Source organism: Cohnella herbarum (genome assembly GCF_012849095.1).
In the GTDB taxonomy this organism is placed as follows: Bacteria; Bacillota; Bacilli; order Paenibacillales; family Paenibacillaceae; genus Cohnella; species Cohnella herbarum.
In genome coordinates, this window is record NZ_CP051680.1 from 6,090,111 (window position 1) to 6,116,321 (window position 26,211).

Below are 26,211 nucleotides of genomic sequence, written 5' to 3' on the forward strand. Positions count from 1 at the left end.
TCGGAGCGGAGGAGGCCAGTTCTGTGGGCGAAACCTCTTCCGAACGCGGGGGAGGTTTCTTTTATTTTTTATATCCGACTATTTGCATCTGTTTTATGAGTTTAATCTACGCATTCATTTGGTTGCATGCAGCAAAGGAGAGATCATCATTGATCAAATTTGAATCCGTCGGCAAAACGTTCGGTTCCAAGAACAAACCTATCCGCGCTGTCGAAGATGTCTCCTTAACGGTTGCGAAAGGAGAAATCTACGGTGTAATCGGTTATAGCGGAGCCGGGAAAAGCACTCTTCTTCGGCTCGTGAATTTGTTGGAGCGGCCTACGGAAGGCAGAATTCTCGTTAACGATCGCGACGTTACCGAAATTTCATCCAAGGAGCTTCGTCATCTGCGCAGGCGAATCGGGATGATCTTTCAGACGTTTAATCTTTTTAACTCCCGAACCGTATTCGGCAATGTAGCTTATCCGTTAAAACTGGGGCGTTATCCAAAGCATCAGCTCAAGCAAAGAGTCGAAGAGCTGCTTCGATTTGTCGGATTGGAGGACAAAGCGGATCAATATCCGGAACAGTTGTCCGGAGGGCAAAAGCAGCGGGTTGGCATCGCGAGAGCGTTGGCGACATCGCCTGACATTCTGATCTGCGATGAGGCGACCTCATCCCTTGATCCGGAGACGACCCAAGAGATTCTCAAACTGCTTAAAAAAGTAAACGAGGAGTACAGCATTACCATTCTCTTAATCACTCACGAAATGCACGTCATTCGAAGCATATGCGATCGTGTCGCGGTTATGGAGCAGGGGAGAGTCATCGAGGAGGGGAACGTATTCGATATATTCGCCCATCCGCAAAAACTAACGACCCGGAACTTCATCGGTTCCGTTCAGAACGACAAGCTTTCCCCTAAGTTGCTGGAAACGTTAAGAAGAGACCACAAAGGACGATTGTTTCGAATCATTTTCAAAGACGACACGGCTAGCGAGCCGATCTTGTCGAAAGCTACGAGAAAACACGATGTCGATTTTAACATCGTTTATGGCAGCATCAATGAGCTGCAAGGCAAATTGTTCGGCAGCCTGATCGTAGAGTTTATCGCGGAGAACGGCAAAATCGACGAAGTGATCAGCGAACTGGGAAGGACAGTCGAGCTCGGGGAGGTTATCGATCATGAAAGTTGATTGGAATACATTCTGGCCGCGCGTAGTCGAGGCGACCGGCCAAACCATCACAATGGTGTCGATCACTCTTGTTATTTCGAGTTTGTTCGGTTTGCTCATCGGGCTTCTGCTGTTCGTTACGCGCAAAGGCAACATTTTGGAAAACCGATTTGTTTTTATGGTATTGAATTTGTTTATTAATATCATCCGTCCGATTCCATTCATTATTTTCCTGGTGACGATCAGTCCCGTAACGCGATTCGTAATCGGTACGACCATTGGAACATGGGCGGCTATCTTCCCGATGGCTATCGTGGCTTCATTCGTCATTGCCAGAGTGGTCGAGAATAACCTGGTTTCTATTGATCCGGGCATTATCGAAGCGGCCAAAGCGATGGGGGCCAATTCGTTCCAGATTATATTCGGCGTTCTTGTCCTTGAAGCGCTGGGACCCCTGATCCTTGGTTTAACGTTCATAACCGTTGCGCTTATTGATTTCTCGGCAATGGCAGGAACGGTTGGGGGAGGTGGTTTAGGCAACTTGTCGATGACATACGGCTATCAGCGCTTCGATGGCTCGGTTATGCTAGTCACCATCGTTATCCTTATTCTTCTTGTACAGATTGCTCAGTTCCTGGGAAACCGAATCTCGCGCAAGTTTTTACGCCGGTAACCCGTGATCTTGTTTTCCAAACTAAAAAATATACGAAATGGAGCTGTATCTCAATGAAAAAACAAGCATGGCTTAGCTTAGTACTTGTCCTCGCATTCTTGGCGGTTACCGCTTGCGGCAACAAAAATTCCGGAAATAGCAATCCAGCCGCGGCACCGGAGAGCTCGGCGCCGGCATCCTCCGCCGCCGCGGAATCGCCTTCCCCGTCACCGTCTCCCGAACCCTCCAAAGAACCGATCAAAGTCAAGATCGGCGTAACCGGATCGGACGGACCGCAATGGCCGTTGTTTAAGGAAAAAGCGAAAGCGGAACTGAATATCGATATCGAGTTGATCGAGTTTTCCGATTACACCTTGCCTAACTTGGCATTGGCGAATAAAGAAGTCGACATTAACTCGTTTCAGCATTTGGCTTTCTTGAGCCAATTTAACGTGGAGCATAAGCTGGACATCGTACCGATCGGCTCAACCGTTGTAGCGCCGCTCGGTCTGTATTCCCAAAAATACAAAGCGGTGACCGAGATTCCGGATGGCTCCGAGATCGCCGTTCCCGACGATCCGTCCAATCAAGGACGCGGGTTGCTCGTGCTTCAACAAGCAGGACTGATCAAGCTGAAGGATAACCCTGGTTTGTTCGCTACTCCCGACGACATTGTCGAGAACCCGCACAAAATCAAGATTGTTTCGGTCGTCGCCCAACAAACTCCTCGCGTACTGCCGGACGTTGCAGCTTCTATTATTAACGGGGGGATTGCGGGGCAGGCAGGACTGAAATTAGCGGATGCGATTTTCCATGATGATCCTGAAGCCGAATCGACAAGACCCTATATCAATGTCTTTGCCGTTCGTAAGGAAGACAAAGATAACGCTAGTTACCTTGAACTTGCCAAACTCTATCAGCAGCCGGATATCGCGGAAGCCGTATTGAAGGATACGAACGGAGCTAGCTTCGTTACGAACATTCCGGTCGATCAGCTTCAACAAACGTTAGATCAATTGATCGAGAATATTAAAGCGTCGAATGCGAAGTAATTGAAACATCTGCAACTGGATTGAAGGCAATTACGGAGCCATAATTCACGCCAATTCCGACTCTCCTGCGGCTGCTTACCGGTAATTCTGCCGGAGAGCAGTCGCTTAGAGTCTATTTATTTGAAGGCAAACCGTCGAGTTGTGAAATCAGCAAGGAGGAGCAGAATGGGACATACCAAAGGCGTATGGGGCAGCAGCCCTTCGGACAGCTACGAACGGCTTGCGGATCGATTTAGGCACACTTTTCATCGAATCCGGGAAGGCTCCGTTCAGAGAGAGTTAAACCGTAAACTGCTTTACGAAGAAATCGGATGGTTGAAGGATATCGGCTTCGGAGCCGTACGGATTCCGAAGGAAAAAGGCGGGTTCGGCGCTACGCTTCCCGAATTCTTCAACCTGCTGATCGAATTGGCGGAGGCGGATTCAAACCTGCCGCAGGCGTTGCGAATTCATTTCGGCTTCGTTGAGAGAATCTTGGGTTTGCCGGACGGCGGGCAGCGGGATAGATGGCTAAAGCGGTTGGCGGACGGGGCTCTCATTGGCAACGCCCAGACGGAGACAGGAGAGTCGATAGTGGGCAGCTACGCCACAACATTATCCACGAGAGAGGAGCGCTTGAAGCTAACCGGAGTGAAGTATTATTCGACGGGTACGATTTATGCCGATTGGATCGTCGTGGGAGCGACTAACGAAGAAGACGAAATCGTGACGGCGATCGTACCGGCGACGGCGGAAGGAGTCGACATTGCGGACGATTGGGCAGGATTCGGCCAGACGCTTACGGGCAGCGGTACGACGACGTTTTCGGATACGCCGGTAGACAAGGACGAAGTGCTGAGCCGCGAATCGTATCCGAAATACGGGACGGCATTCGTCCAGATGGTTCATCTCGCGACATTGGCGGGTATTGCCAGAGCGGCCGCGAGGGATGTCTCGGCGGCGGTTGCGGAGCGCCGGAGAACGTTCTCGCATGCGTCAGCGGCCCGTTCTGCCGAAGATCCGCAAGTGCTTCAGGTCGTTGGGCGAGTGCACAGCCAAGCGTATGCCGCGGGAGCGATTGTATTGAAGGCGGCAGAAGCCCTGCAGAGAGTATGCGACTTAGAAGAGACGGCCGGCGATACGGAGTATGAGGATAAGGTGAAAGACGAGGCCGATGTCGAAGTATCGCAAGCGCAGACTGTCGTTACTGGACTAACGCTGGAGGCCGTTTCCTCCATCTTCGACGCGCTCGGCGCCTCGGCCACCGCCCGTTCGAAGGGAATGGATCGCTATTGGCGCAACGCCCGGACGATCGCTTCGCACAATCCTCTAATCTACAAAGAGAGAATCGTGGGCGATTACACGGTGAATGGAACTCGGCCGTCCATCGGCTGGCAGACCGGAATTGCAAATAAATAACGCAAGCGATTCCTTCCGATACGAGGTATGTTTCGATCAACTAAAAAGGAGGGAAGGCATGTCGGTTAAGATAGAAGCTCAGACCGTGACGGAACCGGAAGTTGCAGACGCGATCGGTCTTGCCTACAAGCTTGGGGAATTGCCGCTCGATCTTCGGCGGAGAGGCATCCCGGCGATTCGATATGCCGGTGCCGAAGGAAACGGCGGCTTGAAGTTTAGAACCAACACTGCGACCGAATATACGCTTCAATTCGAAAGTCCAGTGCGGGCGCTGCGGCGTTTGTCCTCCGGGGAAGACATTCGCATCGTCGGAATTACGCTTCAGTATCGGCGCGAGGCGATTCTCGTGCGTTCGGAATCGCCTTTGAGGACTTTGGCAGACTTGAAGAATACGAAACTCGGGATCGCCTCTTGCGGCAACCCCGAGGATGCTATTCGCATTCGCGAAGCGGAAAAGAATCTTGATGTCGCGCTCGCGAGAACCGGGATCTCGTCGGAAAGGCCGAATTGGATAGAACTCCATCGTGAGGGAGCGGACGGTTTGCATGCCGGGAGGCGGGAATTGCAAGCTCTGCTGCTCGGAAAGGTGGAAGCCGTCTACGAAGGCAGAGCCCTCGCTGCGAAGACTCGTCGGTTGCTCGGCGTTCGGGAACTGGAGGATTACATTTCCTATAAACCCGCCGTGGCAGTGCTGACTGCTTCCGCTGGCTTGATTGCAGAACATCCCGAATGGGTTGAACGCACTCTGGCCCATATCTCCCTCGCATCCGATTGGGCTTCCGAGAACCGCGACGAAGTGAACAGATTCGCGGCCAAACAACTCGGATTGCCCGAAGACGCCGTGGAGTCGGTCTTTTCGGAGTGCCTATATGAGCAATTCGGTACAACCGTCACGAACGACAAGTGGAGTCATCTCGTCCGCCTCAAGAGGGAGCTGCAAGAGATCGGTTTGCTGAAACCGGATTTCTCTCTGGACGATGCGCTGGATCAGGCAACAACTCAGAGGGCACAATCGCTCATAGACGGCGGGCAGATCGAGATTCCCCAGAGCGAGCCAATCTCTCTATACGCGGAGAGCGATCTGGCGCGTTCGTTCTTTACGGATCGTCGACCGGCCCGGCTGCTTGCCGGGGACGAGGATGCGCTCGAGGCGGCACGAACGTTCGCGGCGGAGATCCGGCCGGGCGCTTCGGACCGGGATCGTCGGCGTAAGTTGCCGCTCGGGGAAATGAAGCGACTCGCCGAGCTCGGACTGCTTGGACTCGTTGTGCCGAAGGCTTACGGCGGACCTGACGTGAGCACCCGCACGCTCGTGGAAATCTTCAAGCTGATCTCTCACGCCGACGGATCGATCGGGCAAATCCCGCAAAACCACCATTTCTTTTTAAAGTCGATCGAGCTCATCGGCAGCGAGGATCAGAAAAGCTTTTTCTTCGGCGAAGTGCTGAAGGGAGCTCAATTCGGCAACGCTTTGGCTGAGCGAAGCGGCGGCAAACGCGAGAAGCGAATATCGACCACGATTAGGAAATCGGATGGCGAGGAAATCTACGAACTTTCCGGCAGTAAGTATTATTCGACCGGGGCGCTCTATTCCCATTGGATTCCCGTCACTGCGCTGGACGAAGAGGAGAAGCGGGTGACCGCATTCGTCCCGAGACATGCTCCGGGAGTGACGGTACTGGACGATTGGTCCGGCATCGGCCAGCGTACGACGGCTAGCGGCACCGTCGTGCTCCGGGAAGTGAAAGTGCCGGAACGTCATCGGTTCCAACATTGGAAAATCTTCGAGGGACCGCAATATTTCTCGGCATTCGGTCAAATCATGCATGCGGCGATCGACGTCGGCATCGCAAGGGCCGCTTTGGAGGATGCTGCTTCGTTCGTTCGAGAGCACTCGCGTCCTTCTTTCGGCAGCGGAGCGGCCAGCGCGTCGGAGGAGCCGGATCTGATCCGCCGGTTCGGAGAGCTAGGCATTCGCCTGCAAGCGGCGGAAGCTTTGCTGGACCGGGCCGCGGATGCCATCGACGCAGCGCGGAAGGTTCTCAACCCGGAGACGGCAGGCCATGCCGCGTTGACGGTGGACTCGGCGAAATGGCTGGTTACGGAGACCGCGATCGAAATTACGAACGCCCTATTCGAGGTCGCGGGCACATCCTCGATGGATCGCAAGCACAACTACGACCGTCATTGGCGCAACGTCCGCATCCATACGCTCCACGATCCGGCGCGTCTCAAACTTCATAACGTAGGCAAGTGGTTCCTCAATGGAATTTATCATGAATACAAAGTTTAGCGGAATTAGCACGTAGCTTGACAAACCGTCCTGGTAAAAAGATACTTATTCGGAGTGCGAGCTGCTACCTTGTTGAATTCGTCGAATAGCGAGAGGGGAAGAAGGTATGGATTGGGAAGCCCACATCGAACGGTGGAGCCGAACCGCCGTTCGATTGCTGGATATTCGACAGTATCGCGTGGAGAACGGAACTTTACCTGATCGCTATTTGGCGCATACGAGCTTTTTCGTAGTTACGACCCAGGGAGAGGCGAAGGTGAGTCTGTCGGGGAAGGACTATCAAACCCGTTCCCTCCACATTCTACACGGAGGAAAGGGTGCGGAGCTAGGCTTTATGCCGCTGGGAAACGACTTTGCCTGCTATTTGATTCTGTATAACGCAGAATGCGCCTTGCCGGAGGATCGGGAGAGCTTCCGTATGTCTTATGAATTTATTCCTTATGCGGTTTTGCCTCTGAAGGAACAGTGTCAAGCGATGGATCGCCTGTGGCAGCAATCAACTCCATTGGACAAGTTGCAGGCGCAGTCCGCCTTTCTTCCGTTCGTACATGAAGTCATGCGACAAATCCGCACATCGGCAACGGAAAGCGGCAAACATAATTTGGTAACCGAAGCGATTCACTATATTCATGAGAATTACAGGAAGCCGATTACGGCCGAGGAATTGGCCGGGATTTACGGCTGCAGCGCGAGCTACTTGTCTCGCTTGTTCAAAAGCCATTTAGGACTAGGTCCGATTGAATACTTGATTCATGTACGCGTTCATAAATCGAAGCAGTTCCTGCTGAGATCGGAGGCTCGTGTCCAGGAAATAGCGAGCAGCGTTGGCTACTCGGATGTCTATTATTTCAGTCGCTTGTTCAAGAAGCATACCGGTTGCTCTCCGCTTCAATTCCGGGAGGACAATAGGCAGACTGTTCAGCATAATCCATCACGTCCGTTAAAATCGTCCATTGTATCTCAAAAGCATGTTCTCCATAATGATAATGATAATTATTATCATTTGATTAGAGAAGGGGATACATCGATGTTCAGATTTTCAAGACCGGCGTTCGGAGCAATGATGCTATTATGCACAACTTTGCTTCTGAATGCATGTCAGTCGAACGGCAATACAGGGACGCCTGCCTCCCAACCTGCTTCAGTAGAAGCCGCTACGGACAGCACGGCTGGAGAAACGCGGATTTACGAGCATTTGAAAGGCCAAACGGAAATTCCCGTGAAGCCTCGGCGCGTGGTCAGCCTCTTCCATCTGGGCGAACTGATAGCGCTTGGAGTAAAGCCGGTAGGCTCGACTACCTTCATTCTGAAAAATCCGCTCCTAAGCGATACTTCCGATATTGCGGATGTCGGAGTTCCGCCTAACGCGGAAAAGATTATGTCGCTGGAGCCTGATCTGATTGTAACAACGGCACCGTTTGCAGAGGCATTCGAGGGCGGGTACGAAGCATTGAGCAAAATCGCGCCAACGATTGTAGTGGAGCAGTACAACGATCCGATTAAGGATGTTGAAATGTTCGGCGATATTCTCGGTAAGCAAGAGGAAGCGCGGAAATGGAATGAGACATTCGCGACAAAAATAGCGGAATACAAGGAGAAGATTAGCCCGTTCATTGGTGCCGATGAAACCTTCTCGATTTTGAACGTGCGTCCCGGTGCGTATTATATTTACGGCGATACCAATATGGGAGGCAACATTCTCTACAAGTATCTAGGTTTGAAGCCGACGGATAAAGTAGAGACTGACGTCATTAAGGGAGAAACATGGGAAATATCCGCCGAGGTAATCCCCGATTTCATAGGCGATCGGTTATTTCTGGCCGTGAATGAAGGGGCAGAGAAAGAATTGAAGGAAGCGGAGAAGCTTATTCAAAATTCGCCGGCAGGGAAGACCGGAAGGATCTACAATATCGATTTCAATCAATTTCTTCCCAGCGATCCGATTTCAGTAGAACAACAGTTGGATATCATCGTCAGTTTAATGGTTGATAGCAATAAATAATAGAACAAATCTCGTCTCAAAACAAATTGAATGTCAACGCTAGTCAGTCCCTAGTCTCTTTCGCAGATGCGAACAAAATTTCGACTTGGGCAGTCGATGCGATGAAGTGGTCCGTAAGCAACGGTTTGCTTTCTGGAAAAGGTAAAGGTACGCTGGATCCCGCGGGGGTTGTATCGCGTGCCGAAGTTGCGGCGATTATTAATCGGTTTGTGACTACCTTCAACACGTAATCATAGGTTCGGAATTACAAAAGCGCACCTTCTAGAATAATCATTCGATAAAGCCCATTCGGGTTAGCCGGTGAACTCTAGGAGGTGCGCTTTTGTTGTTTTTCTTTATTTCATTTTGGATACTTGTTAAAATATATGTACGTTATAAAGTTATAACTGTAAGAAGGTATAACTTATTAACTGGTGATCATACTATAGAAAGGAGAATGTAAAAATGAATGGTGTGGTCCGATTGAAGAAAGACAAAAGGGATGTATCTCGTTATTCTCGCAAAATAGGGCGGATGGGAAACAGTCTGGGCATAAGCTTGCCTAAAAAACTTGCTGAAAAATTAAAAATATCGCTTGGCGATGAGATTGAATTCATCGAAAATGAACGTGGTGAAATCGTGTTAAAAAAAGCGCGGCAAAATAAATTGCCCGATAATGTTCGCCCTGAAGTTCTAGAAGCTTTCTTTGATGTGTTTGAAGAGGATGCAGGTATTCTTGAGGATTTAAGGGACCGATAATATGACGTACTATTTAACTAAAGAAGAAGTTGTCACGGCGCATTATTTCATGATGAGGAAAATGAACGATGCAGATCAAGCAGGTGTCAAGGATCATTCGCTGTTGGACTCTACGGTACAAAGGGCTCGGCAGAGTGTATTCGGAGAAGATGCATATCCATCTTTGTTTGATAAGGCTGCGGCATTATTGGAATCGTTAGTCAAAAATCTTTGTTTTCATAATGGGAATAAGCGGACAGCCTATCTTGTTACAAAGTCGTTCTTGTTGTTGAATGGGTATCATTTAAGAATGGAAAGAAAGCACGCAGTGGAGTTCATTGTCGATATTGCAACAGGGATGCATACGTTGGAGACGATTATTCAAATGCTCGAAGAACATTCTGATTCAAGATGATTCAATTTATCGCCACCGGCCTCTTCTCGCGAAATAATAGTAAGAAGAGTGTCGACGCGGTGACATACAACATGCCTGTAATGCTGAACGTTAGGGCATATCCCCAATAATAACCGTAAGTAGCGATGAGGTAAGAATGAACAGGTCCCATCGTTGCCCAGCCAAGCATAAAAGCCGTCTGCATGCAGGAATTCGCGAGGCTTTGTTTTTTGGTGGAGACTCGATCGATAAGAATCGCGGATTGAAGCGGATTAGCCGCATTCATGAGCGCTTGTCTGAATAAAAAGCTAACGGAGGCAACGATCAGCAAATTCGTGAAACCCGTTATTAGTAAGAATGGCAGCGACAGGGTTTGGAAAATAACGATCGCTTTCACCGACCCGATTCGATTGGCCAGCGACGGACCAATGAGCATGGAAATAATGGTCATCACTTGACCTAACGATATTAATAAACTCATAGCGCTAAGAGAGGTCGAGAATCGATTCGTGAAATATAAATTCAAATAGGGAACGACAAGTCCGGACCCGATGCCGATCAAGAGCTGAACGGAGGCAAACTTGGCTATAAAGGACATTTCGCCCTTCGGTTGAGCTGCTGGCTTAACGGTGGGTTTTTTGTCGAGTGGTTTAGTATTTTGATTCCGGCTACGTGCTGATTCCCTTATCGCTAGCAAGGGGAGAAACGCGGCTATCGTCGCTAGACTGCCCGCGAGCAAAACGATTTTAAACGAGAGAAGCGCATTTAATCCCGCAGCTTGCATAACATCCGCAATTACTCCGCCGCCAAGGCTGCCAGCAACTTGAGAGGCAAGCACGAACGCGGAATAGATGCTGAATATTCGTATTCGATCCGCTTTGGCTATATTTTCGGCGAGGAAAGGAATCGCGAGTACTTGAAAGATAGCGGCGAATAAGCCTGTGAGAACAGCCATCGTTAGCAGACTGCTCTCCGACTCGAATATTGAACGGCCAGCCAGAATTATTCCGCTACACAGAGCGCCGATAACGAGGAATCTCCTGCGGCTGACGCGATCGCCGAACAAACCGATCGGAATAAAACATATCGCCGTCGCGAGCGACTGCATACTGACGATTTTACCGCTCATCGCATCAGGGTAGCCGAGTTCGTGGATGTACAAATTATATAAAACGGAGAACATGCCCGTACCGATCTGATATAACATGTTCGCTAGGAAGAATAGACGAATATTTCTGGACCAGCCTTGCAACTCCGTTGCGGTAGATTGGATAAACTTCATAGATACGCCTCCGGAATGCTATTCCAAACAACCTTACTCTTCTAGTAGGCGTAAATCAATCGAAGACTGCCCCGCCATCCCCATGTCGTACGAATGCCACCTTTAATTGAGGGTAAAACCAAAATTTCAGGAGGTAAACAGGTGAAAAAGTATTTGTGCTCATTAATTAGTTTTACATTGTTGTTCGGTCTATTCATTTCCGTACCGCAAACCGAAGCCGCGCCGGGCGGGCTGTTAAACGGCAAATCGGGTTATTACCCGTCGTGGCAGTGGCAAACTGAGAGTCGAGCAACGGATAACGATCTTCAGACCTCCGCCGATATTTATTGGGGCTCTGCCCTAGAGTGGGGATCGTCGCCGGTCACGGTTTCGAGCTACGAATCGTATTTGACGGAGGGGAGAGCGAGAGTAACCTTTTATAACGGGATGAGGCAATTCTTGTATTCGGAAGAGATAGAGCGCGCATCTTCCGTTCAAACGGTTAATTTACAGGTGCCAGTCAGGAATGTCGTGTATATTCATATCGAAAATATCGATTCCAACGCTTCCGTATCCAGACTGCATGAGTTTGATATTTTCGGCGCGTTGACCCAACCTCCGATCACGGATCTTGCAGCCATTTCCGAGGATAGAAAAGTAAAGTTGCAATGGACTACGCCGAGCGTTACGGAAGCAACTTATTCTTATATCAAGCGCTCAAGAATGCCGGAGGGTCCCTATTCTCTTATCGGCGTATCTACAAACGATTCCTTCGAAGATAACGATGTCGTCAACGGGACGACTTATTACTATAACGTAACTTATCTTATGGAGGGCAGAGAAAGCGATAGGTCGAACGAGGTATCGGCTGTACCGAAGATAAGCTCTCCAACCCATCTGCGGGCTGTCGCTAATAATGAGGATAAATCCATTTCATTGGATTGGACCACTGTGACGGGTGCGACGTATTACAAAGTGAAACGATCGATCTTCGAAGAGGGACCGTATATAACCGTTGCCAAAAGCGTATACGAAACTTCGTACACGGACAGGAATGCCGCCCTGAACACGGAGTATTATTACGTAGTAACCGCAACGAATAATCTAGGTCAAGAAAGCGGATATTCGAACGAAGCTTCTGCTGCAATAGGCGGGGCCGATCCGATGCGATCGCTTCTTACGATATACTTATCCGGCGGTCAAATTAAAGAATACGACATTTCCGCATCCGAACTTGACGCCTTCCTCGCATGGTACGATGCCAAAGATGCAGGGGCCGGATCGGCAAAATACAAGCTTACGAAGACGGGTAACAAAGGACCGTTCAAAGCTCGCAGCGAATACGTGATCTTTGATAAGATCCTCACGTTCGACGTGGATGAGTACGATGAGATAACGATGCCATAAGAGAAAGCCCGGGAGCTTCGGCTCTCGGGCTTTCTCTATTTTAAAGTTGAAAAAAATTAGTTTGGGAGAATTTTGTGAGCGGAGTCTAGTAGAATTTTGCAGAGTAAAATTTACTAGCTTACTAGACGATAGGAGGTCCCATTCTATGGGCAGGCTGCGCAAACGTATCCCTTATTTTGCAATAATTATTGCATTTTTGATGATCTTTCAGACCTTCTCTGGCATGCCAAAGGCAAGCGCTGCCGATGCGGCGCCCGCACAGCCGGCTTCAAGCTCGAAGATATCCGGCTTAGGACAGGCCCTGATCGGCGAGGTCGTGTCGATTAACGGCACGGAGCTCGTGCTGAAGCAGGAAGCGATTCGCCCCGATCAACAGGCGGACGAGGAGATTCAAGCTTCGGAGCTTCCCATGGGGCTGGCGGAATATGTTGCCGTCCAGTTGACGTCGAAAACCGTATTCCAGAAAAATTCGGCCGGGGTTCCGATTCGGGTCGGCAGCGGCTTGCTCGTGGCGGGGCAGCTTGCGGACGGCAAGCTGGTTGCCGACTTCGTCAGCGACATGTCCAAGGTTGCGCCGATAGAGCAGCCCGTGCTGCCAAATTCGATGACGGAGTCGTCTGCCGCAAGGGTAGAGAGCACTCCGGAGCTCGCCGATGCGGGTGCCGAAGCATTATCGGAAGCAGGGGTTCCTTTGCTCGGGGATTCCGAGCCAAGGATGCAAAAGACGGCCGCCGCAACCGCCAGCACTGCTAACTCGACGGTCGAATATAAGCTCCAGGGACAATGGGGATTCCCCGGCATTCATTGGAATTGGCCGATCGTCGATATCGTCGATCTGGGAGACTTGGTGAAAATCGGAGTTTGGTTTGAATTCAACGCAGGGATGGGAGCTTCCTGGGAGTGGCCTGTCGACGCGAATTTCAAGCTTCCGAAGCTGGAGGTCGGACAGACTTCCAAGTTTACCGTTCAGATGACGCCTAAGGGAGTAGGCGCGAACGAGCATACGATGTACTCGACTTTCGGCGTCGGATTTTACGTTCATTTCATCCTCCAAGCGTTAGGAAAGCAATATAATCTTGGCGTCCCTATTCTCAATTTCGGATTCGGCAACTCGACGAACAAGGCGGCGCCGTTTAATGGCAGTTATTTCTGGATGGACCGCACGACGAATATCACCATTCCGATCCCCATCCCGAAAACGCCGCTGAAAATCAAAATTTCGTTGCTGCTGGATTATATGCTCCACGGAAACGATCCGTTTATTATGGATTCGACTCGGCCTAGCGCCGCGGGGGCGGTCGTTAAGGATCGTTTCAATTATACGGCGGATAGGCATGTGGTCAAATTCTCTACTTGGGATATCACGCCTACGGCGACATCCGGTACGATCCAATTTCCGGAGGTTCAATATGCCCCCTCGGTGAATTACGCTCAACTGCAGATCAAGGTGGGGGGATCGGTGGGCATGATCCCGGTTCCCGCATTCCCCTACCCTCCGATATCCATATACACGAATTATACACTCGGAGCCGCAGGGACGCCGCCCACGGTATCTTTTACGGCTGCGCCGGAGATGACGATGGAGCCTTACCTCCCTGGCGGCAGGGTCGGAGATCCGTACCGCGTCCACTTGAAGCCGGCCGGAGGGTACCCGTTCACGGCCGAGCAGCAGAAGCTGAACGGGCACGGCGATTACAAGCTATCGATCGTATCCGGGAAGCTGCCGAAAGGTTTGGCGCTGGATCCGATAACGGGCGTCATCGAAGGCACGCCTCTCGCGCCTAACGCGGATGAAGAAGTCGTGCTCCGCATGACGGATTCCGAGAATTATTCCAAGGATTTTACTTTCAAGATCCCGATCATACAGACGGCAACGAGCCGCATTCAGATCGGGCAGTTCGTGAATCAGCCGTATAGCTATCCATTAGGAGTCAAGGGCGGTACGGCTCCATTCTCATGGACGCTCGAATCGGGACAGCTTCCGCCGGGCATATCGCTTAACCCGGCGACCGGCATCCTGTCGGGCACGCCAACGACGGTAGGGACTTACCCGATGACCTTCGGCGTCGTCGATTCTACAGGCACGGCAACGAAAGGCCGTTGGGCCAATCTGAAGGATAAGGTTGAAATCACCGCCGCGATCGTACCGCCAAGCGCGAAGGGAAATTACCGATGGAAGGCGGAAGGAACGATAGCGGACGATCCCGGCAACGGCAACGGGATGGTCTATAACACGGAGACGGGAGAGTTGATGCGCTTTACAAGCGACGGCAAGACGATGCTGTACGCGAATGGCGGCTGGCAGGAAGCGAAGGGCTTGTCGACCGCTCCTAAAGCGAGAGAGTTCGCGTCGATGGCGTATTCGCCTAAGCTTGGGGGCATCGTTCTGTTCGGGGGCTCCGCGAATAAGTGGTCGGGTTCCGTCAGCTACAACGTTTTCGGAGATACGTGGCTCTGGAAAGAGGGAGCGTGGACGAAAATCAGCGACGGCGTATTTTGGAAAGTGGAGCTGGTGAACGGGAAGCCGGTAAGGACGATTTCCGGTACGGAAGCTCCTCCGCCGCGCCTCAACGCGGCCCTTACGCAGGATCGGGATGGCAATCTGATTCTATACGGCGGCAACGAGGAAATGCTTCCTGCCTTTGGAGATACGTGGGTGCTATCGGGAACGACATGGGGGCAGAAAACGACCGCGACCCAGCCGCCGATGACCCTTGATCCGCTTATGGCCTTCCATAAAGGAGTCGGGAAGCCGGTGCTGATCGCACGTCATCTGATGAATAGAAATACCGAAGTGTATGAATGGAACGGAATCGATTGGGTGGACAAGACCAACCAAGTCTATCAGGCAGGGGTCGGTCCGCAAGATTTATATTTATCCGGCGCAGCCTATCATCAGGCTTCGCGCCAGCTTGTCTTGTACGGCGGCTATGAAAAGCAAGCCGGAAGCTATGGCATCGGCCCGATGAAGCAAGATTTTTGGGGCCTTGGCACGCTTGGGGGCTCCGGCAACGGAGACGGCATGTTGTCCTCCTGGACACGAATCGAAGCCGTCGGTCAGCCAACGTTTCGCAATCCGGAGCTGTCGGTTTCTCACTCTTATCCGGTCATGCTGACGTACGACGATAAGCGGGGAACGCTGATGGCGTTCGCCAAAGAATTCGCGGGCACGGACAATCAATACAGCTTGAGCTTGAGCGGCTTGGTCGCCAATCCAGCCGTTCTGCCGGCCGATGGCGTGGCGAGCGCGGAACTGACGTTCCAAGTGACGGACGGAAACGGAAATCCGATGCCGGGACGTTCGGTGAAGCTAGTCGGTACAGGCAGCGCGTCGGGAGCATTGCCGGTGCAAACGGCGGTTTCGAACAGCTCCGGCATCGTTAATTTCGAATATACAGGAACGCAAGCGGAAACTCTCGTCCTGCGTATTGACGACATCTCGACGGGCGAGACGCTCGGCGGGACGACGGTTGCGCTCACCGAACCGGTTCCCGACGCCGACCGATCCTCCTTGTCGTTATCCGAGACGGAAATCCTAGGAGACGGCGCGACGCCGGCTACGCTCGAAGTCATCGTCAATAATATCAACGGAGTACCCGTTCCGGGATACGAAGTTTCCGTAGCTGCTATTCATTCTTCCACGGCGCAAGTTACGGGTGCGGGAACAGGACTCGGTACGACCGGTCCTGACGGAAAGGCGGCGTTCACGATTACGGACACGACGGCCGGGACGCTCCAACTGGCAGTATCGGCCCGTAAAGCGGCAGAACCGTCATCAGTCAGCTTCCCGCTGGGAGAAATCTCGCTCCGGGTCCTGCAGCATCGCCCGTTGACGATTACGACCGGCAGTCTGGCCGATGGGCAGACGGGCGTTCCATATTATCGTGTGCTCGAGGGAAGCGGCGGAAACGGGTCTTACCAGTGGAGCCTAATCGACGGTGACCTTCCTCCCGGATTGACTCTTGGCAGCCAGGGACAATTGACGGGCACGCCGGTTCCGGGAAGTTACGGAAAGTATGCCATTACCGTGAGGGCGACGGATGAATCTGTTCCGGTTCAAACGACGACCGCAAATCTCGAGCTAAAAGTACTTCCGCCTCAGCTTGTCTTGCTTGCTCCGTCTATCCACGAAGACAGCGACATGAAGGTCGGCGACTATGCCAACATTCAACTGAAGGCGGAAGGCGGAAGCGGAAGCTACGATTGGACGGTCGTCTCCGGCTTCCTACCGAAAGGAATGCAGCTTAACGCGCGAAACGGCATTATCGACGGCGTGCCGATCGAATCCGGCGATTACGAGGTCACCGTTCAGGTGAAGGACAGCGTCGGAGCGACTGCGCAATCCGCCGTGGGCTTTACCGTCCTGCCGGTCCAATCCGCTTACGTTGGCATCGGAACCAGCACGACCGAAGATGGAACCTTGGAAGTCGTCTCAGGCGACGTGACTGCGATCGCGACCGGCGTAGGCACGATGGAGGTTTCCATCTTCCAGCGGAATCCCGGCGGCGATACGAGCGGAACTTTCCGTACGGCGAATAAATATTTCCAGATCAGAAATGACGGCAGCTTCTCGGATATTCAGTTTAACGTAGAGAACGTTGAGCCATCGGCGGTTCACATTTATCGTTGGAACGCAGCAAGCTCGTCATGGAGCCTGCTGCCCAATCAGACGTTCGATGCGGCGCTGGGCGTAACGACGGTGACATTGGATGCCGATACAATCGCCGGCTTGTCCGGGGGTACCGTCTTCGCGGTCGGATCGCCGATTGAACCGCCGCCGGCGTTGACGGGACTCGACGTCAATACGGGACCGGCCGTCGGAGGTACCGCCGTCTCGGTGGCAGGCGATCGGTTTACGCCGGACTCCGTCGTTCTGTTCGGTGGCGAACCTGCCGCATCGACCGAATTCGTGGACGAGCATACGCTCCGCGCGCTAACGCCGCCTGGAAACGGCACCGTCGATGTCCGGGTGCAGAACGCATTAGGGATCAGTGAGCGGGTGGAAGCTGCGAATTTTACCTATACCGGAGAGTCTGCCGAACTGGTCATTACAAGCCCGGAGAAATTACCGGATGCCGGAATGGGTCCGTACGAGGTTCCAATAACGGCGGCAGGGGGAGTGCGTCCGTATAAGTGGACGCTTGCGGAGGGACAATTGCCTCCGGGACTGTCGCTCGGTTCGGAAGGCGTCATCTACGGAAAACCGACTGCCCCCGGCACGTATGCTTTCGGATTGCAAGTGAGCGGGACAGGCGGCACAGGGCTAGACAGCCGACAGTTCGAATTGACCGTAATCGATACGCCGGCGATCGAGACAACCTCGCTTCCGGTCGGACAAGTCGGCAAGCCGTATCAATTCGGACTGACGTTCCAAGGGAGTCAAACCGACGCAGAATGGCACATCGCGGGGGAGCTCCCGCCAGGATTATCGGTCGACGCGAACGGGGTCATTCAAGGCGTTCCCGCGAAAAGCGGTGCCTACGTACTCCAAGCGGAAGTCGTAGATGAATTCGGCGTTCGTTCGGCGGTAACCGCGCTGCCCTTGGTCGTGTATGAGCAGTTGGCTCAGCCGCAGCATCTCTTGATAGGTAGTAAGGGGGTACAAATTCCCGCAAGCGGCCTGGCTTCCATTGACGGATTGCCGGAGCTAACGATCGTAAGCATTGCGCTCGATCCCGACGGCATTGTTGCCGCACGGATCGCAGACGGACAACTGCAGCTTACGCCCGTTGCGGCGGGCGCCGCGGACGTTACGGTTACTGTCACGGAATCCGTATACGGCACCAGCACGAACATTCTGCTGCCGGTGACGGTGGCTACGCCTTTATCGCCGATCCCTAAGGCGATCGCAGCTTCCGACTTGAATGAAGGCGGCGTCGGCGCCGTGTTTAAGGCTAACGATCTGGCGACTCCGGCTTATCCGGACGGATTGCTCGCGATCGGCTCCGCGCAATCGGAGAACACGGCAATTGTGCAGGTGCAGCTCGTAAACGGACAATTGGCCATGAGCCCGGTTGGTCCCGGGAGCACCCGAGTGCTGGTAACGGTTAAGGACGAGGTGTACGGAGCATTCGTCCAAATGTATGTTCCGGTCACGGTACATGCCGCCGCGAAGCTGCCTCCCGTGGCCAAGGCGATACAAACCTTGATTATGCAAACCGGCGGCTCAGCGGTAGCCATGACGGCGGATCAATTGGCTACGTCGGCTTACGCCGAAAGTGCGCTGCGGATCGACGGCGCCAGCTCAAGCAATTCGGGCGTGGTCGTTGTTCAGTCAGCCGACGGCGGCCTGATCTTATCGCCTGTTGGTTCGGGCGCCGCGAACGTGACGGCGACCGTCACGGATGCGGTGTATGGAACGAGAGTTAACGTCGTCGTTCCCGTTCAGGTTCAACAGGGCACGCCGAATCCAACAACCGACCCTGGACCTACTCCGCAGCCGGTGCCGACGGCGCCGACAAGCAAACCGAACGTCGCAAAGATCACGCTGACGGACGGACGAACGGTTAATGTGGACATTATCGAGACGGCTGCCGGAAAGTATGAATTGAGTTTTCCTTCTTCAGCATCCGGCGGAGACGTGCGATTGGAATCCGCGTTGCTGAAGAAGCTGCTAGAAGCGAGCGAACAAGCCAAGCTGCGAATTCGTTCAACGGAGGGGTGGCTGATCTTGCCGCTTCGGGACTTGGCGGATTCCTTGCAAGCTTATGCCGGCAGCCAAGGCTCTGTAACGGCAAGCTTCGAAAAGCTGAGCGGCGACGCGAGTGATCGAATGCTGTCCGAGCTACAACAGGCCGGCTTTACGGCGGCGTCTCCGCCATTCGAATTCAGCGTCGCTTTGAATGACGGACAGAATCGGTCGATAAAGCTGGATTCGTTCGATAGATTTTTGAACAGGGCGATTTACATGGATTCTTCTCCAGAGGCGAGCCGCACAACGGTCGTATGGTTCGACGAAAAAGCGGGCAAATGGCGGCCCGTTCTCTCTCGTCTAGAGAAAGAGGCCGGTCGGAGCATGGCCGTATTCAAACGAAAAGGCAACAGCGTGTATGCTGCGGTTACTTCGCATGTGACGTTCGGAGATGTGAGAACGCATTGGTCTCGCGAAGCGGTTGAGGAAATGGCATCGAAGCAAATCGTTAGCGGTGTCGCCGCCGGGAAGTTTTCTCCGGAAGGAAAAGTCACCCGTGCTCAGTTCGCAACCATGCTCGTGCGTGCGCTAGGCGTATCGGAAGTGGAGGACGGGCTCGCATTCAAAGACGTAGACGGCGGGGAATGGTATGCTTCCTCGGTCAAGGCAGCAGCCAAAGCCGGGTTAGCAAGCGGCTATTCCGACGGATCTTTCCGTCCGAATCAAACGATTTCGCGGGTGGAAATGGCGGTCATGCTCGTCAATTCGCTTAATTATCTTGGCGAAGACATTGAAGGCCAAGCGTTATCGCTTGACGCTTATAAAGTTAAGGATTCAGTTGCCGGATGGGCTAGAAAAGCGTTTGCGGTGATGCTGGCAAAGGGCATTCTGACTGGCCAAACCGACGGGCAGCTCGCGCCAGAGCGATCGGCAACGAGAGCGGAGGCGGTTGCCGTGCTGCAGAGGCTGCTGAACCTCGTGACTTTTGCATCATAAAGCGTTCCGAAAGGGACGCCTGCAATAAGGAAGAAGCCTTCGCAATTGCGGTTGCGAAGGCTTCTTTTTTTCGGAGCGGCGATAGATTTCAAGATTTTTCACTTGTGAGGATTTTGGGGGAATGCCGTAATACGTGAATAAATGGATACCTTGCATGTTACTTAGATGCCGCTTGGATGTCGCCGAACGCCCAATGCGAGGCCGGAACGTCCGACCAGCGAGGCTCGGATCGAACCGCCGGGGCGATACCCAGCAGTCTGTTTATGATGACGACCGCTTCTGCTCGATGGAGCGGTTGACCCGGGCGGAATGTTCCGTCTGTAAAGCCTTTCATTATCCTCGCAGCCGACACTGTATCGATTGCTTTTTGTGCCCAATGTCCGTTAGTATCCTTGAACGTCGTCCCCATGCCAATATCCCCTTCGATCAGTTGAGCGACGATGACTGCTATTTCTCCTCTTGTAATCGTCTTATCGGGGTAGAACTTGCCATCCGGGCTTCCGCGCATTACGCCCATGGACACCGCTTTGTCGATCGCCGGTCCAGCCCAATATGGACTTGTCATATCCGCGAACGCAACGCTCTCGCGAACGATTGGACGTTGAACGACGCGACTAACGATCGTCGCGATCTCCGCTCGCGTCAGCTCGGCTTCAGGGCGGAATGTCCCATTGTCAAAACCGTTCATGTAGGCCATAGACGGTGCCTTGGGCTGCGGCTTGGCTTCTTCTTTCCAACCTTTAACTTGAACTAAGGCGAACGTACCGGGTTTGCTCGCGGAGAACTTGACGCCCTGGGACCCCAGTTTGCCGCTTACAAGCTCAGTAGTTCCATCGTTATATTCAAGATAGATGCCCATCTCTTCGCCGGATGCTTTCTTCGTTTCATCCGCCCCGATCGGCAGCGTAAACTCGATTGAGTGTCCTTGGGCGGTTGTTTCCATTTTCACCGGAGTGCCGAATAGGGCGACGGCGCCGTTCGAAGCGCTGGCGCGCTTAACTAACGCATCGCGGGCAGCAGAATCTTGCAACGATTCCATATGGAAACTGACTTCTTTCGCAGATCCTTGAAAAGTCTCGTTCGAAATCGCGGCTTGTACGAACTTTGTTTCTAGATTCAACGCGACTCCAGCGATGGCTAATGCTTGCACGGCTTCCTTGCTCATCTTTAAGTCCGCCAGGTCCGCACCGCCGTTATTTGTCGGCCAGCTTAAGGTTACCCTTTTAACGCCTTTGTCCTCTAGTTTCTTTAGAACGGATTGTATCCAATCTGTCGTAAAAGTAGCCGAATCGAGAAAACGTCCGGAAGGATCGGCAGTCCTTCGAACGACAAATTCTGCCATAACGCCATCTGTTCCATCGCTCTTGACTTGGCCAAACAACGTTTGTTCGGAGGAACCCCCACCGCCGCCTCCGATTGGAGCAGGCCTTATTTTCGTCGTAAACGTCCAGTCGCCCATCGCATTTAATCCCGTTATGCCGTTACCCGCCAAATCTTGAAACGCCCCCGCAGAAAATAGCAGCGCGTATTCCGTCGAGTAAGCCAATGGTGAGCTTGGGTGAATGCGAACGGTCGCTCCGTTCACAGTCACTTTCGCCGTATCCGTTGCCGGGAAGCTTTCAACAGGTTGCGCGCCTGCTACCTTAACGAGTGTAATCGTTCCCCCCGCAGCCGGTTGAACAGGCTCGTTAAACGTCACCGCCAGCTCAGAATTTAGCTCAACCCCGACAGTTCCATCCGCAGGAGACAATGAGATTGCCGAAGGACCGACAACATCCGGAGCCGCTCCGATGGTAAAGCGCCATTCCGAAATGCCGGTCAAGCCGGCGTACGGATTGCCTGCGGCATCGACGAAAGCTCCATCTTCTATTTCCACGTAATAAGTCTTGCCGAATTCGAAATCGTCGAACGGTTTAATCGTAACGTCGCTGCCCGCCACCGTGACGGCTTCGATGTTATTGGCGTAGATCGTCGCGAACCGATTGCCGGTATCGGCATCCGTGATGAAAATCTCTTTACCTGCTACGGCCGTCACATTCTCGTCAAAAGCAATACGTAACGGAGCATTCGCCGCCACATTCGCTTGTCCGTTCGTCGGTGACGAAGCGGTCAGCGTCGGCGCGACGGTATCGGGAAGTACCGTCGTAAACGTCCAGCCCATCGGCATGATGCCCGCGAAGGCGTTACCCGCTAGATCCGTTATCACGCCTGGCATAACGGAAATGCCATACTTCGTACCGAAGTCCAAAGACCTTGAAGGCTGTATGGTGACCGTGTCCGCGTTGAACGAAACTTTGGACGTCTCCAGAATCGATATCGTGTCTACGATCTCTAATGCATCCCTATTTACGATTAGGATATTTCCGATTCCCGCCTTGACGGGCTCGTCAAACTTCATCGTCAGAGCACTGTCGACGGGAACGGAAGTCGCACCATTCGCCGGCGCCACTTCGCTGACGCTTGGCTGCCGCGTATCCGGCTCCGCTCCGGTCGTAAAGCGCCATTGCGTACCGACGATTGCCCCGAACAGCTTGCCTGACCAATCCCGAATCGTTCCTTCGGGGATATCGATCTGGTATTCGGTTTCGTATGCCAACGGTTCCGAAGGTTCGATCACGATCGTTTTTCCTTGAGCTTTCAATCGGGTGCTGCTGCTCGTATCGAACGATTCCACGACCGATTGGTCGGACACGTTGCGTATGACGATTGTTTTGCCGAATTCCAGCGTTACGCTTTCGCTGAAAGTCAGGCTTGGTTTGACGTGTACGGATGCGCCGGACGAACCGTTAGCCGGATTTAAGGACTCCAACGCGGGGTCGAGCGTATCCTCAACCGTAAAGTACCAATCCGTCCTCTGCAGTCCGGCAAAACCATTGCCCGCCAAATCTTGGATACCGTCTGCCTCTACTACAACATAATAAGAGACTCCGTCTTCTAAAGGCTCGGAAGGCTGGAAAGTGACCGAGCGGCCGTTTACCGTAGCGTCTGCGGCGTCGAACGACTCCACGAGCATATCGCTGGCGGTTCGATATAGTCCGGCTACATCGGTGCCGTCGACCGCGACTTCTTCGGTGAACGTCATCGTTAACGAAGCGTTGTGAGCCGCGTTCGTTGCGCCTATCGCCGGGGAAAAGGATTGAACGGTCGGCTCGATTTCGTCCCATAAATATCCCATCACCTTCAGCTTGTTCCCATCATCCATATCGTTATAAGCGATATAAAGACTATCGTCCGCATCGACGGCGATCGACAAACCGTTTGGACGACCGCTTGAGAAGCCTGTCGGGCCTATCGTATCCCATGTGTCCCCGTCATAATACCGTACCGTAACTTTATCCCCGTTGTCCGCGTCGCTATAGGCCAAGTAAGGGTTGCTGTTGATGTCGAGAGCCAATGCAGGGCGATTGCTTTCATCGGCATTCCAGGAACCGATTGTATTCCAGGACGTGCCGTCGAACTGCTCGACATACACTTTAGCAGCGATCTCGTTACCTGATAGATAAACAACATAGAGTTTCCCGTTCTGAGCGGCTACGATTTGCGGCAAGTTGGAACTTACTTCAGCGATCGATCTATTCCCTCCAACGTACTCCCAAGCCGTTCCGTTGTAGAAGCGTACGCTAGGAAGATAATTATTCGCCGCATCCGCGTATACGACGTAGGGCCGATTGTCCGCACCTATGGATATATCTCCGAACCAAGCTGCCCCTTCCGACACGGGACCGCCTTCGACGGACCAACCGTTCCCTCCGTCCGGAATTTTAGAAACGTACATTTTATTTCCATCGTCTACATTGAGATACGACATATAGACGTTTTTCGCGCTATCCACCGCAATGCTCGGCCAGTCCGATCTCACTGCCGCGGCTTCAGCTCCGCCGAGCGTCGTCCAATTCTCCCCGGCTTCATAGGTCATTGCTTTCGGGCGTTGGTTGTTGATTTGATCCCAGTACCCAAAGTACAACGTGCCATCCGGAGCACCCTGAAAAGAAGTTTTCGAAGTCGGGGCTATTACGAATTTCGGTTCGCCGACGCCATGCCATCCGCTTCCATCCCAACGCTTTACCGTAGGAAACGTTCCATAAGAAACGAACAAGCTGTTTCCTTGAGCGAGTAATTCCGGTTCATAGTCCTCGAATCCCCCAAATCCCCCAGGCCCGGAACGCGTTTCCTCCCCTATAACCTGCCATCTGAATCCCGCCGCATCTGCGCGTTCCACCCCCAGAGCCAGCATTGCCTGCAGAGCGATCAGTACGGCAAGAACCGTCAGTTTCGCTTGTTTCCAAGATCGAATTATCATTCTTATTCCTCTCCTTGTCCTGTGGAGCTTCTGAATTTCGCTCATTCTGTCGAATGATAGCAACTCGCGCTCACAAAATACTCACAAGGTCAAAGGCCGACTGTTTCGATTCGCGGGCACAACTTATTCCAGAGAGCTTCCAATGCTAATTAAGTTATAATAGGAAAAATAGCTAAGAAACTTCTCGCGGTAAGGAGACGGGTTATGGATAGTAAGCAACTGCTGGACATATCGAATACGCTGATCGAGATCGGGGAAGTCTCGTATTCGTTCGAAGCCGACGGTTGGCGGTTGGAGTCTCAGACGATGACGAAGCTGACCTTTCTCTATTTTGAGAAAATACAAGGAACTTTCGTATTGAACGGAATCCCAATCCAATTGAACCGCAAGAGCTCGTTTATGCTCGAACCCGGCATGACCGTAGAGGCTAGAAGCGTAAGCGGCCATGAAACGAAACTTTATATGATTACCTTTGATATGTACCGGTTATCGGAAAAATCGGCATCGAGAAGAGTGTTCGATCAGGTCGATTCTTTTCCGATTACGGGCAGTATCCAGCAGGATCAGTACAGGATTCAAAGGCTAGTGCTAATGATTGCGGAGGAATTCAATGAAGAAAATAACGGCTTAATCTCAGATCAATCGGGAAAAAATCGCGCTTGTTTGCATATGTACGAATTGCTGGAACTGCTACTGGGGAGTACGCCGGCCGTGTTGCCTGGCGGGGAGAAGCGAGCGATTCTCATGACGATTCCCTATATGCACCGGGCTTATGATTCCGACTTGACGCTGGAGAGATTGGCGGAGCTGGCCGGGATGCATCCGTCTTATTATTCTCAGATGTTCAAGCAAGAGATGAACAGGTCCCCGATTACGTTTCTTACCGAGATTCGGATGAACCGTGCCAAGGAAGAGCTGCTGATGACCGGTCGGAAAATGAGCGAAGTGGCAAAGCGGGTCGGTTATCAGGATTCGTTCTATTTCAGCCGCCGCTTCAAGGAGTATACGGGCTGCGCGCCAACGCTATACAGGGAGCAACCGAAGCCGAACGTGATTTCCTTATCGTATGCGTATACGGACCACTTGCTGACGCTCGGCATTACTCCCGTCGCCGCGCAAACGTACAAGGAAATCCCGAAGACGACTCGAATGCTCGCGCTGCCCTTTCACGGATCGGAAGTATGGCAGGTCAGCCGCCAAACCTTCCTCGAAGCTAAGGCTGATCTCGTGATCGGCAAAGACAACGTGTCTGCGACGGCTCGTGAGCTCATCGGCGATCTAGCCCCGATTATCACGATTCCATGGGGGACGCTGACTGTATTCGAGCATCTTCGAGAGGTCGCGCGAATCGTTCAGCGGACCGAGGAAGCCAAGGAATGGATAGCGCGGCATGAGCGTACAACGGAAGCTGCGCGTCGGCGAGTGCAAGCCGCCATCGGACAAGCTACCGTGACTCTATGCGTGATCGGCCATTATGGAATGCGCATTTACGGTAATCGGAACATTGGCCATGTTTTCTATCAATCTCTCGGCTTACTGCCGCCTAACCGGCTTCTGCAAGATATGGAGGAGCATACGGGTGCTAAATTATTCAATTGGAAAGCAATCGAGATCGAGCAGCTTACCGAATACGATTCGGATTATTTGTTCGTCGCCGTTCGTTCGGACGGGAATGAGCAACAATATTTGCACCGCCTTCAGACGAGCGAGGCGTATGTTCGGCATTCAGCCGTTCGCCGAAATCGCGTTCATTTCTTGGATTGGGAGAAGTGGATCGTATATGCTCCGATGTCCATCGAGAGCCAACTGGATGAAGCGGTTGACTACTACACGGATGTGCATTAAACCGACAATCTAATAATATTCCATCGGGAAACTCTTAAAATAGACCATGGACGGCTTCTCGTCGTCTTCTTATAATTGATAATGATTATCAGTATTAATGCGAGGTGGG

The 26,211-nt window shown here is 52.6% G+C and carries 14 protein-coding genes; 12 read left to right on the top strand and 2 right to left on the bottom strand.

The window, feature by feature from the left end:
- Positions 1-149: 149 nt before the first annotated feature.
- From HH215_RS26020 to HH215_RS26060, 9 genes are all read left to right on the top strand, one after another.
- Positions 150-1,175, top strand: a complete 1,026-nt coding sequence (locus tag HH215_RS26020; RefSeq protein WP_169282532.1) for a methionine ABC transporter ATP-binding protein — start codon at positions 150-152, stop codon at positions 1,173-1,175.
- Positions 1,165-1,827, top strand: coding sequence for a methionine ABC transporter permease (locus tag HH215_RS26025; RefSeq protein WP_169282533.1), 663 nt, complete (start codon positions 1,165-1,167; stop codon positions 1,825-1,827). Before HH215_RS26020 ends, HH215_RS26025 begins: the two co-directional genes overlap by 11 nt.
- A gap of 53 nt (positions 1,828-1,880) precedes the next feature.
- A complete protein-coding gene (locus HH215_RS26030; RefSeq protein ID WP_169282534.1) occupies positions 1,881-2,858 on the top strand; it encodes a MetQ/NlpA family ABC transporter substrate-binding protein in 978 nt (325 codons plus the stop codon).
- Between the two features lie 165 nt (positions 2,859-3,023).
- Positions 3,024-4,256 carry an acyl-CoA dehydrogenase family protein gene (locus tag HH215_RS26035; RefSeq protein WP_169282535.1) on the top strand — a complete coding sequence of 411 codons (1,233 nt, stop codon included), beginning with the start codon at positions 3,024-3,026 and terminating at the stop codon, positions 4,254-4,256.
- A gap of 58 nt (positions 4,257-4,314) precedes the next feature.
- Complete coding sequence (locus tag HH215_RS26040) at positions 4,315-6,549, top strand: SfnB family sulfur acquisition oxidoreductase (RefSeq protein WP_169282536.1); 2,235 nt, start codon at positions 4,315-4,317, stop codon at positions 6,547-6,549.
- A gap of 106 nt (positions 6,550-6,655) precedes the next feature.
- Complete coding sequence (locus HH215_RS26045; RefSeq protein WP_169282537.1) at positions 6,656-8,551, top strand: AraC family transcriptional regulator; 1,896 nt, start codon at positions 6,656-6,658, stop codon at positions 8,549-8,551.
- A gap of 26 nt (positions 8,552-8,577) precedes the next feature.
- On the top strand, positions 8,578-8,781 hold the full coding sequence (locus HH215_RS37095) for an S-layer homology domain-containing protein (protein WP_169282538.1): 204 nt from the start codon (positions 8,578-8,580) through the stop codon (positions 8,779-8,781).
- A gap of 214 nt (positions 8,782-8,995) precedes the next feature.
- The gene (locus tag HH215_RS26055) at positions 8,996-9,289 is read left to right on the top strand and encodes an AbrB/MazE/SpoVT family DNA-binding domain-containing protein (protein WP_169282539.1); all 294 of its coding nucleotides are present in this window, start codon (positions 8,996-8,998) and stop codon (positions 9,287-9,289) included.
- 1 nt (position 9,290) lies between these two features.
- Positions 9,291-9,683, top strand: a complete 393-nt coding sequence (locus HH215_RS26060; RefSeq protein WP_169282540.1) for a type II toxin-antitoxin system death-on-curing family toxin — start codon at positions 9,291-9,293, stop codon at positions 9,681-9,683.
- A 1-nt stretch (position 9,684) separates the two neighbouring features.
- On the opposite strand, the gene HH215_RS26065 is transcribed toward HH215_RS26060, so the two are convergent.
- Positions 9,685-10,944 (bottom strand): MFS transporter, encoded by a 1,260-nt coding sequence (locus HH215_RS26065; RefSeq protein WP_169282541.1) that lies wholly within the window; start codon positions 10,942-10,944, stop codon positions 9,685-9,687.
- A gap of 141 nt (positions 10,945-11,085) precedes the next feature.
- Here HH215_RS26065 and HH215_RS26070 point away from each other — a divergent pair, with 141 nt between their 5' ends.
- Positions 11,086-12,330 (top strand): fibronectin type III domain-containing protein, encoded by a 1,245-nt coding sequence (locus HH215_RS26070; protein ID WP_169282542.1) that lies wholly within the window; start codon positions 11,086-11,088, stop codon positions 12,328-12,330.
- A 145-nt stretch (positions 12,331-12,475) separates the two neighbouring features.
- On the top strand, positions 12,476-19,957 hold the full coding sequence (locus HH215_RS26075) for a putative Ig domain-containing protein (protein WP_169282543.1): 7,482 nt from the start codon (positions 12,476-12,478) through the stop codon (positions 19,955-19,957).
- A gap of 157 nt (positions 19,958-20,114) precedes the next feature.
- On the opposite strand, the gene HH215_RS26080 is transcribed toward HH215_RS26075, so the two are convergent.
- The gene (locus HH215_RS26080) at positions 20,115-24,257 is read right to left on the bottom strand and encodes an Ig-like domain-containing protein (protein ID WP_169282544.1); all 4,143 of its coding nucleotides are present in this window, start codon (positions 24,255-24,257) and stop codon (positions 20,115-20,117) included.
- Between the two features lie 204 nt (positions 24,258-24,461).
- Here HH215_RS26080 and HH215_RS26085 point away from each other — a divergent pair, with 204 nt between their 5' ends.
- Entirely contained in the window at positions 24,462-26,102 is a 1,641-nt protein-coding gene (locus HH215_RS26085) for a helix-turn-helix domain-containing protein (RefSeq protein ID WP_169282545.1), read from the top strand.
- Positions 26,103-26,211 lie beyond the last annotated feature (109 nt).

Coding starts and splice junctions, on each gene's coding strand:
- HH215_RS26045 (WP_169282537.1), top strand. CDS start 6,656: ATGGATTGGGAAGCCCACATCGAACGGTGGAGCCGAACCGCCGTTCGA.
- HH215_RS26035 (WP_169282535.1), top strand. CDS start 3,024: ATGGGACATACCAAAGGCGTATGGGGCAGCAGCCCTTCGGACAGCTAC.
- HH215_RS26040 (WP_169282536.1), top strand. CDS start 4,315: ATGTCGGTTAAGATAGAAGCTCAGACCGTGACGGAACCGGAAGTTGCA.
- HH215_RS26085 (WP_169282545.1), top strand. CDS start 24,462: ATGGATAGTAAGCAACTGCTGGACATATCGAATACGCTGATCGAGATC.
- HH215_RS26065 (WP_169282541.1), bottom strand. CDS start 10,944: ATGAAGTTTATCCAATCTACCGCAACGGAGTTGCAAGGCTGGTCCAGA.
- HH215_RS26075 (WP_169282543.1), top strand. CDS start 12,476: ATGGGCAGGCTGCGCAAACGTATCCCTTATTTTGCAATAATTATTGCA.
- HH215_RS26030 (WP_169282534.1), top strand. CDS start 1,881: ATGAAAAAACAAGCATGGCTTAGCTTAGTACTTGTCCTCGCATTCTTG.
- HH215_RS26080 (WP_169282544.1), bottom strand. CDS start 24,257: ATGATAATTCGATCTTGGAAACAAGCGAAACTGACGGTTCTTGCCGTA.
- HH215_RS26025 (WP_169282533.1), top strand. CDS start 1,165: ATGAAAGTTGATTGGAATACATTCTGGCCGCGCGTAGTCGAGGCGACC.
- HH215_RS26055 (WP_169282539.1), top strand. CDS start 8,996: ATGAATGGTGTGGTCCGATTGAAGAAAGACAAAAGGGATGTATCTCGT.
- HH215_RS26060 (WP_169282540.1), top strand. CDS start 9,291: ATGACGTACTATTTAACTAAAGAAGAAGTTGTCACGGCGCATTATTTC.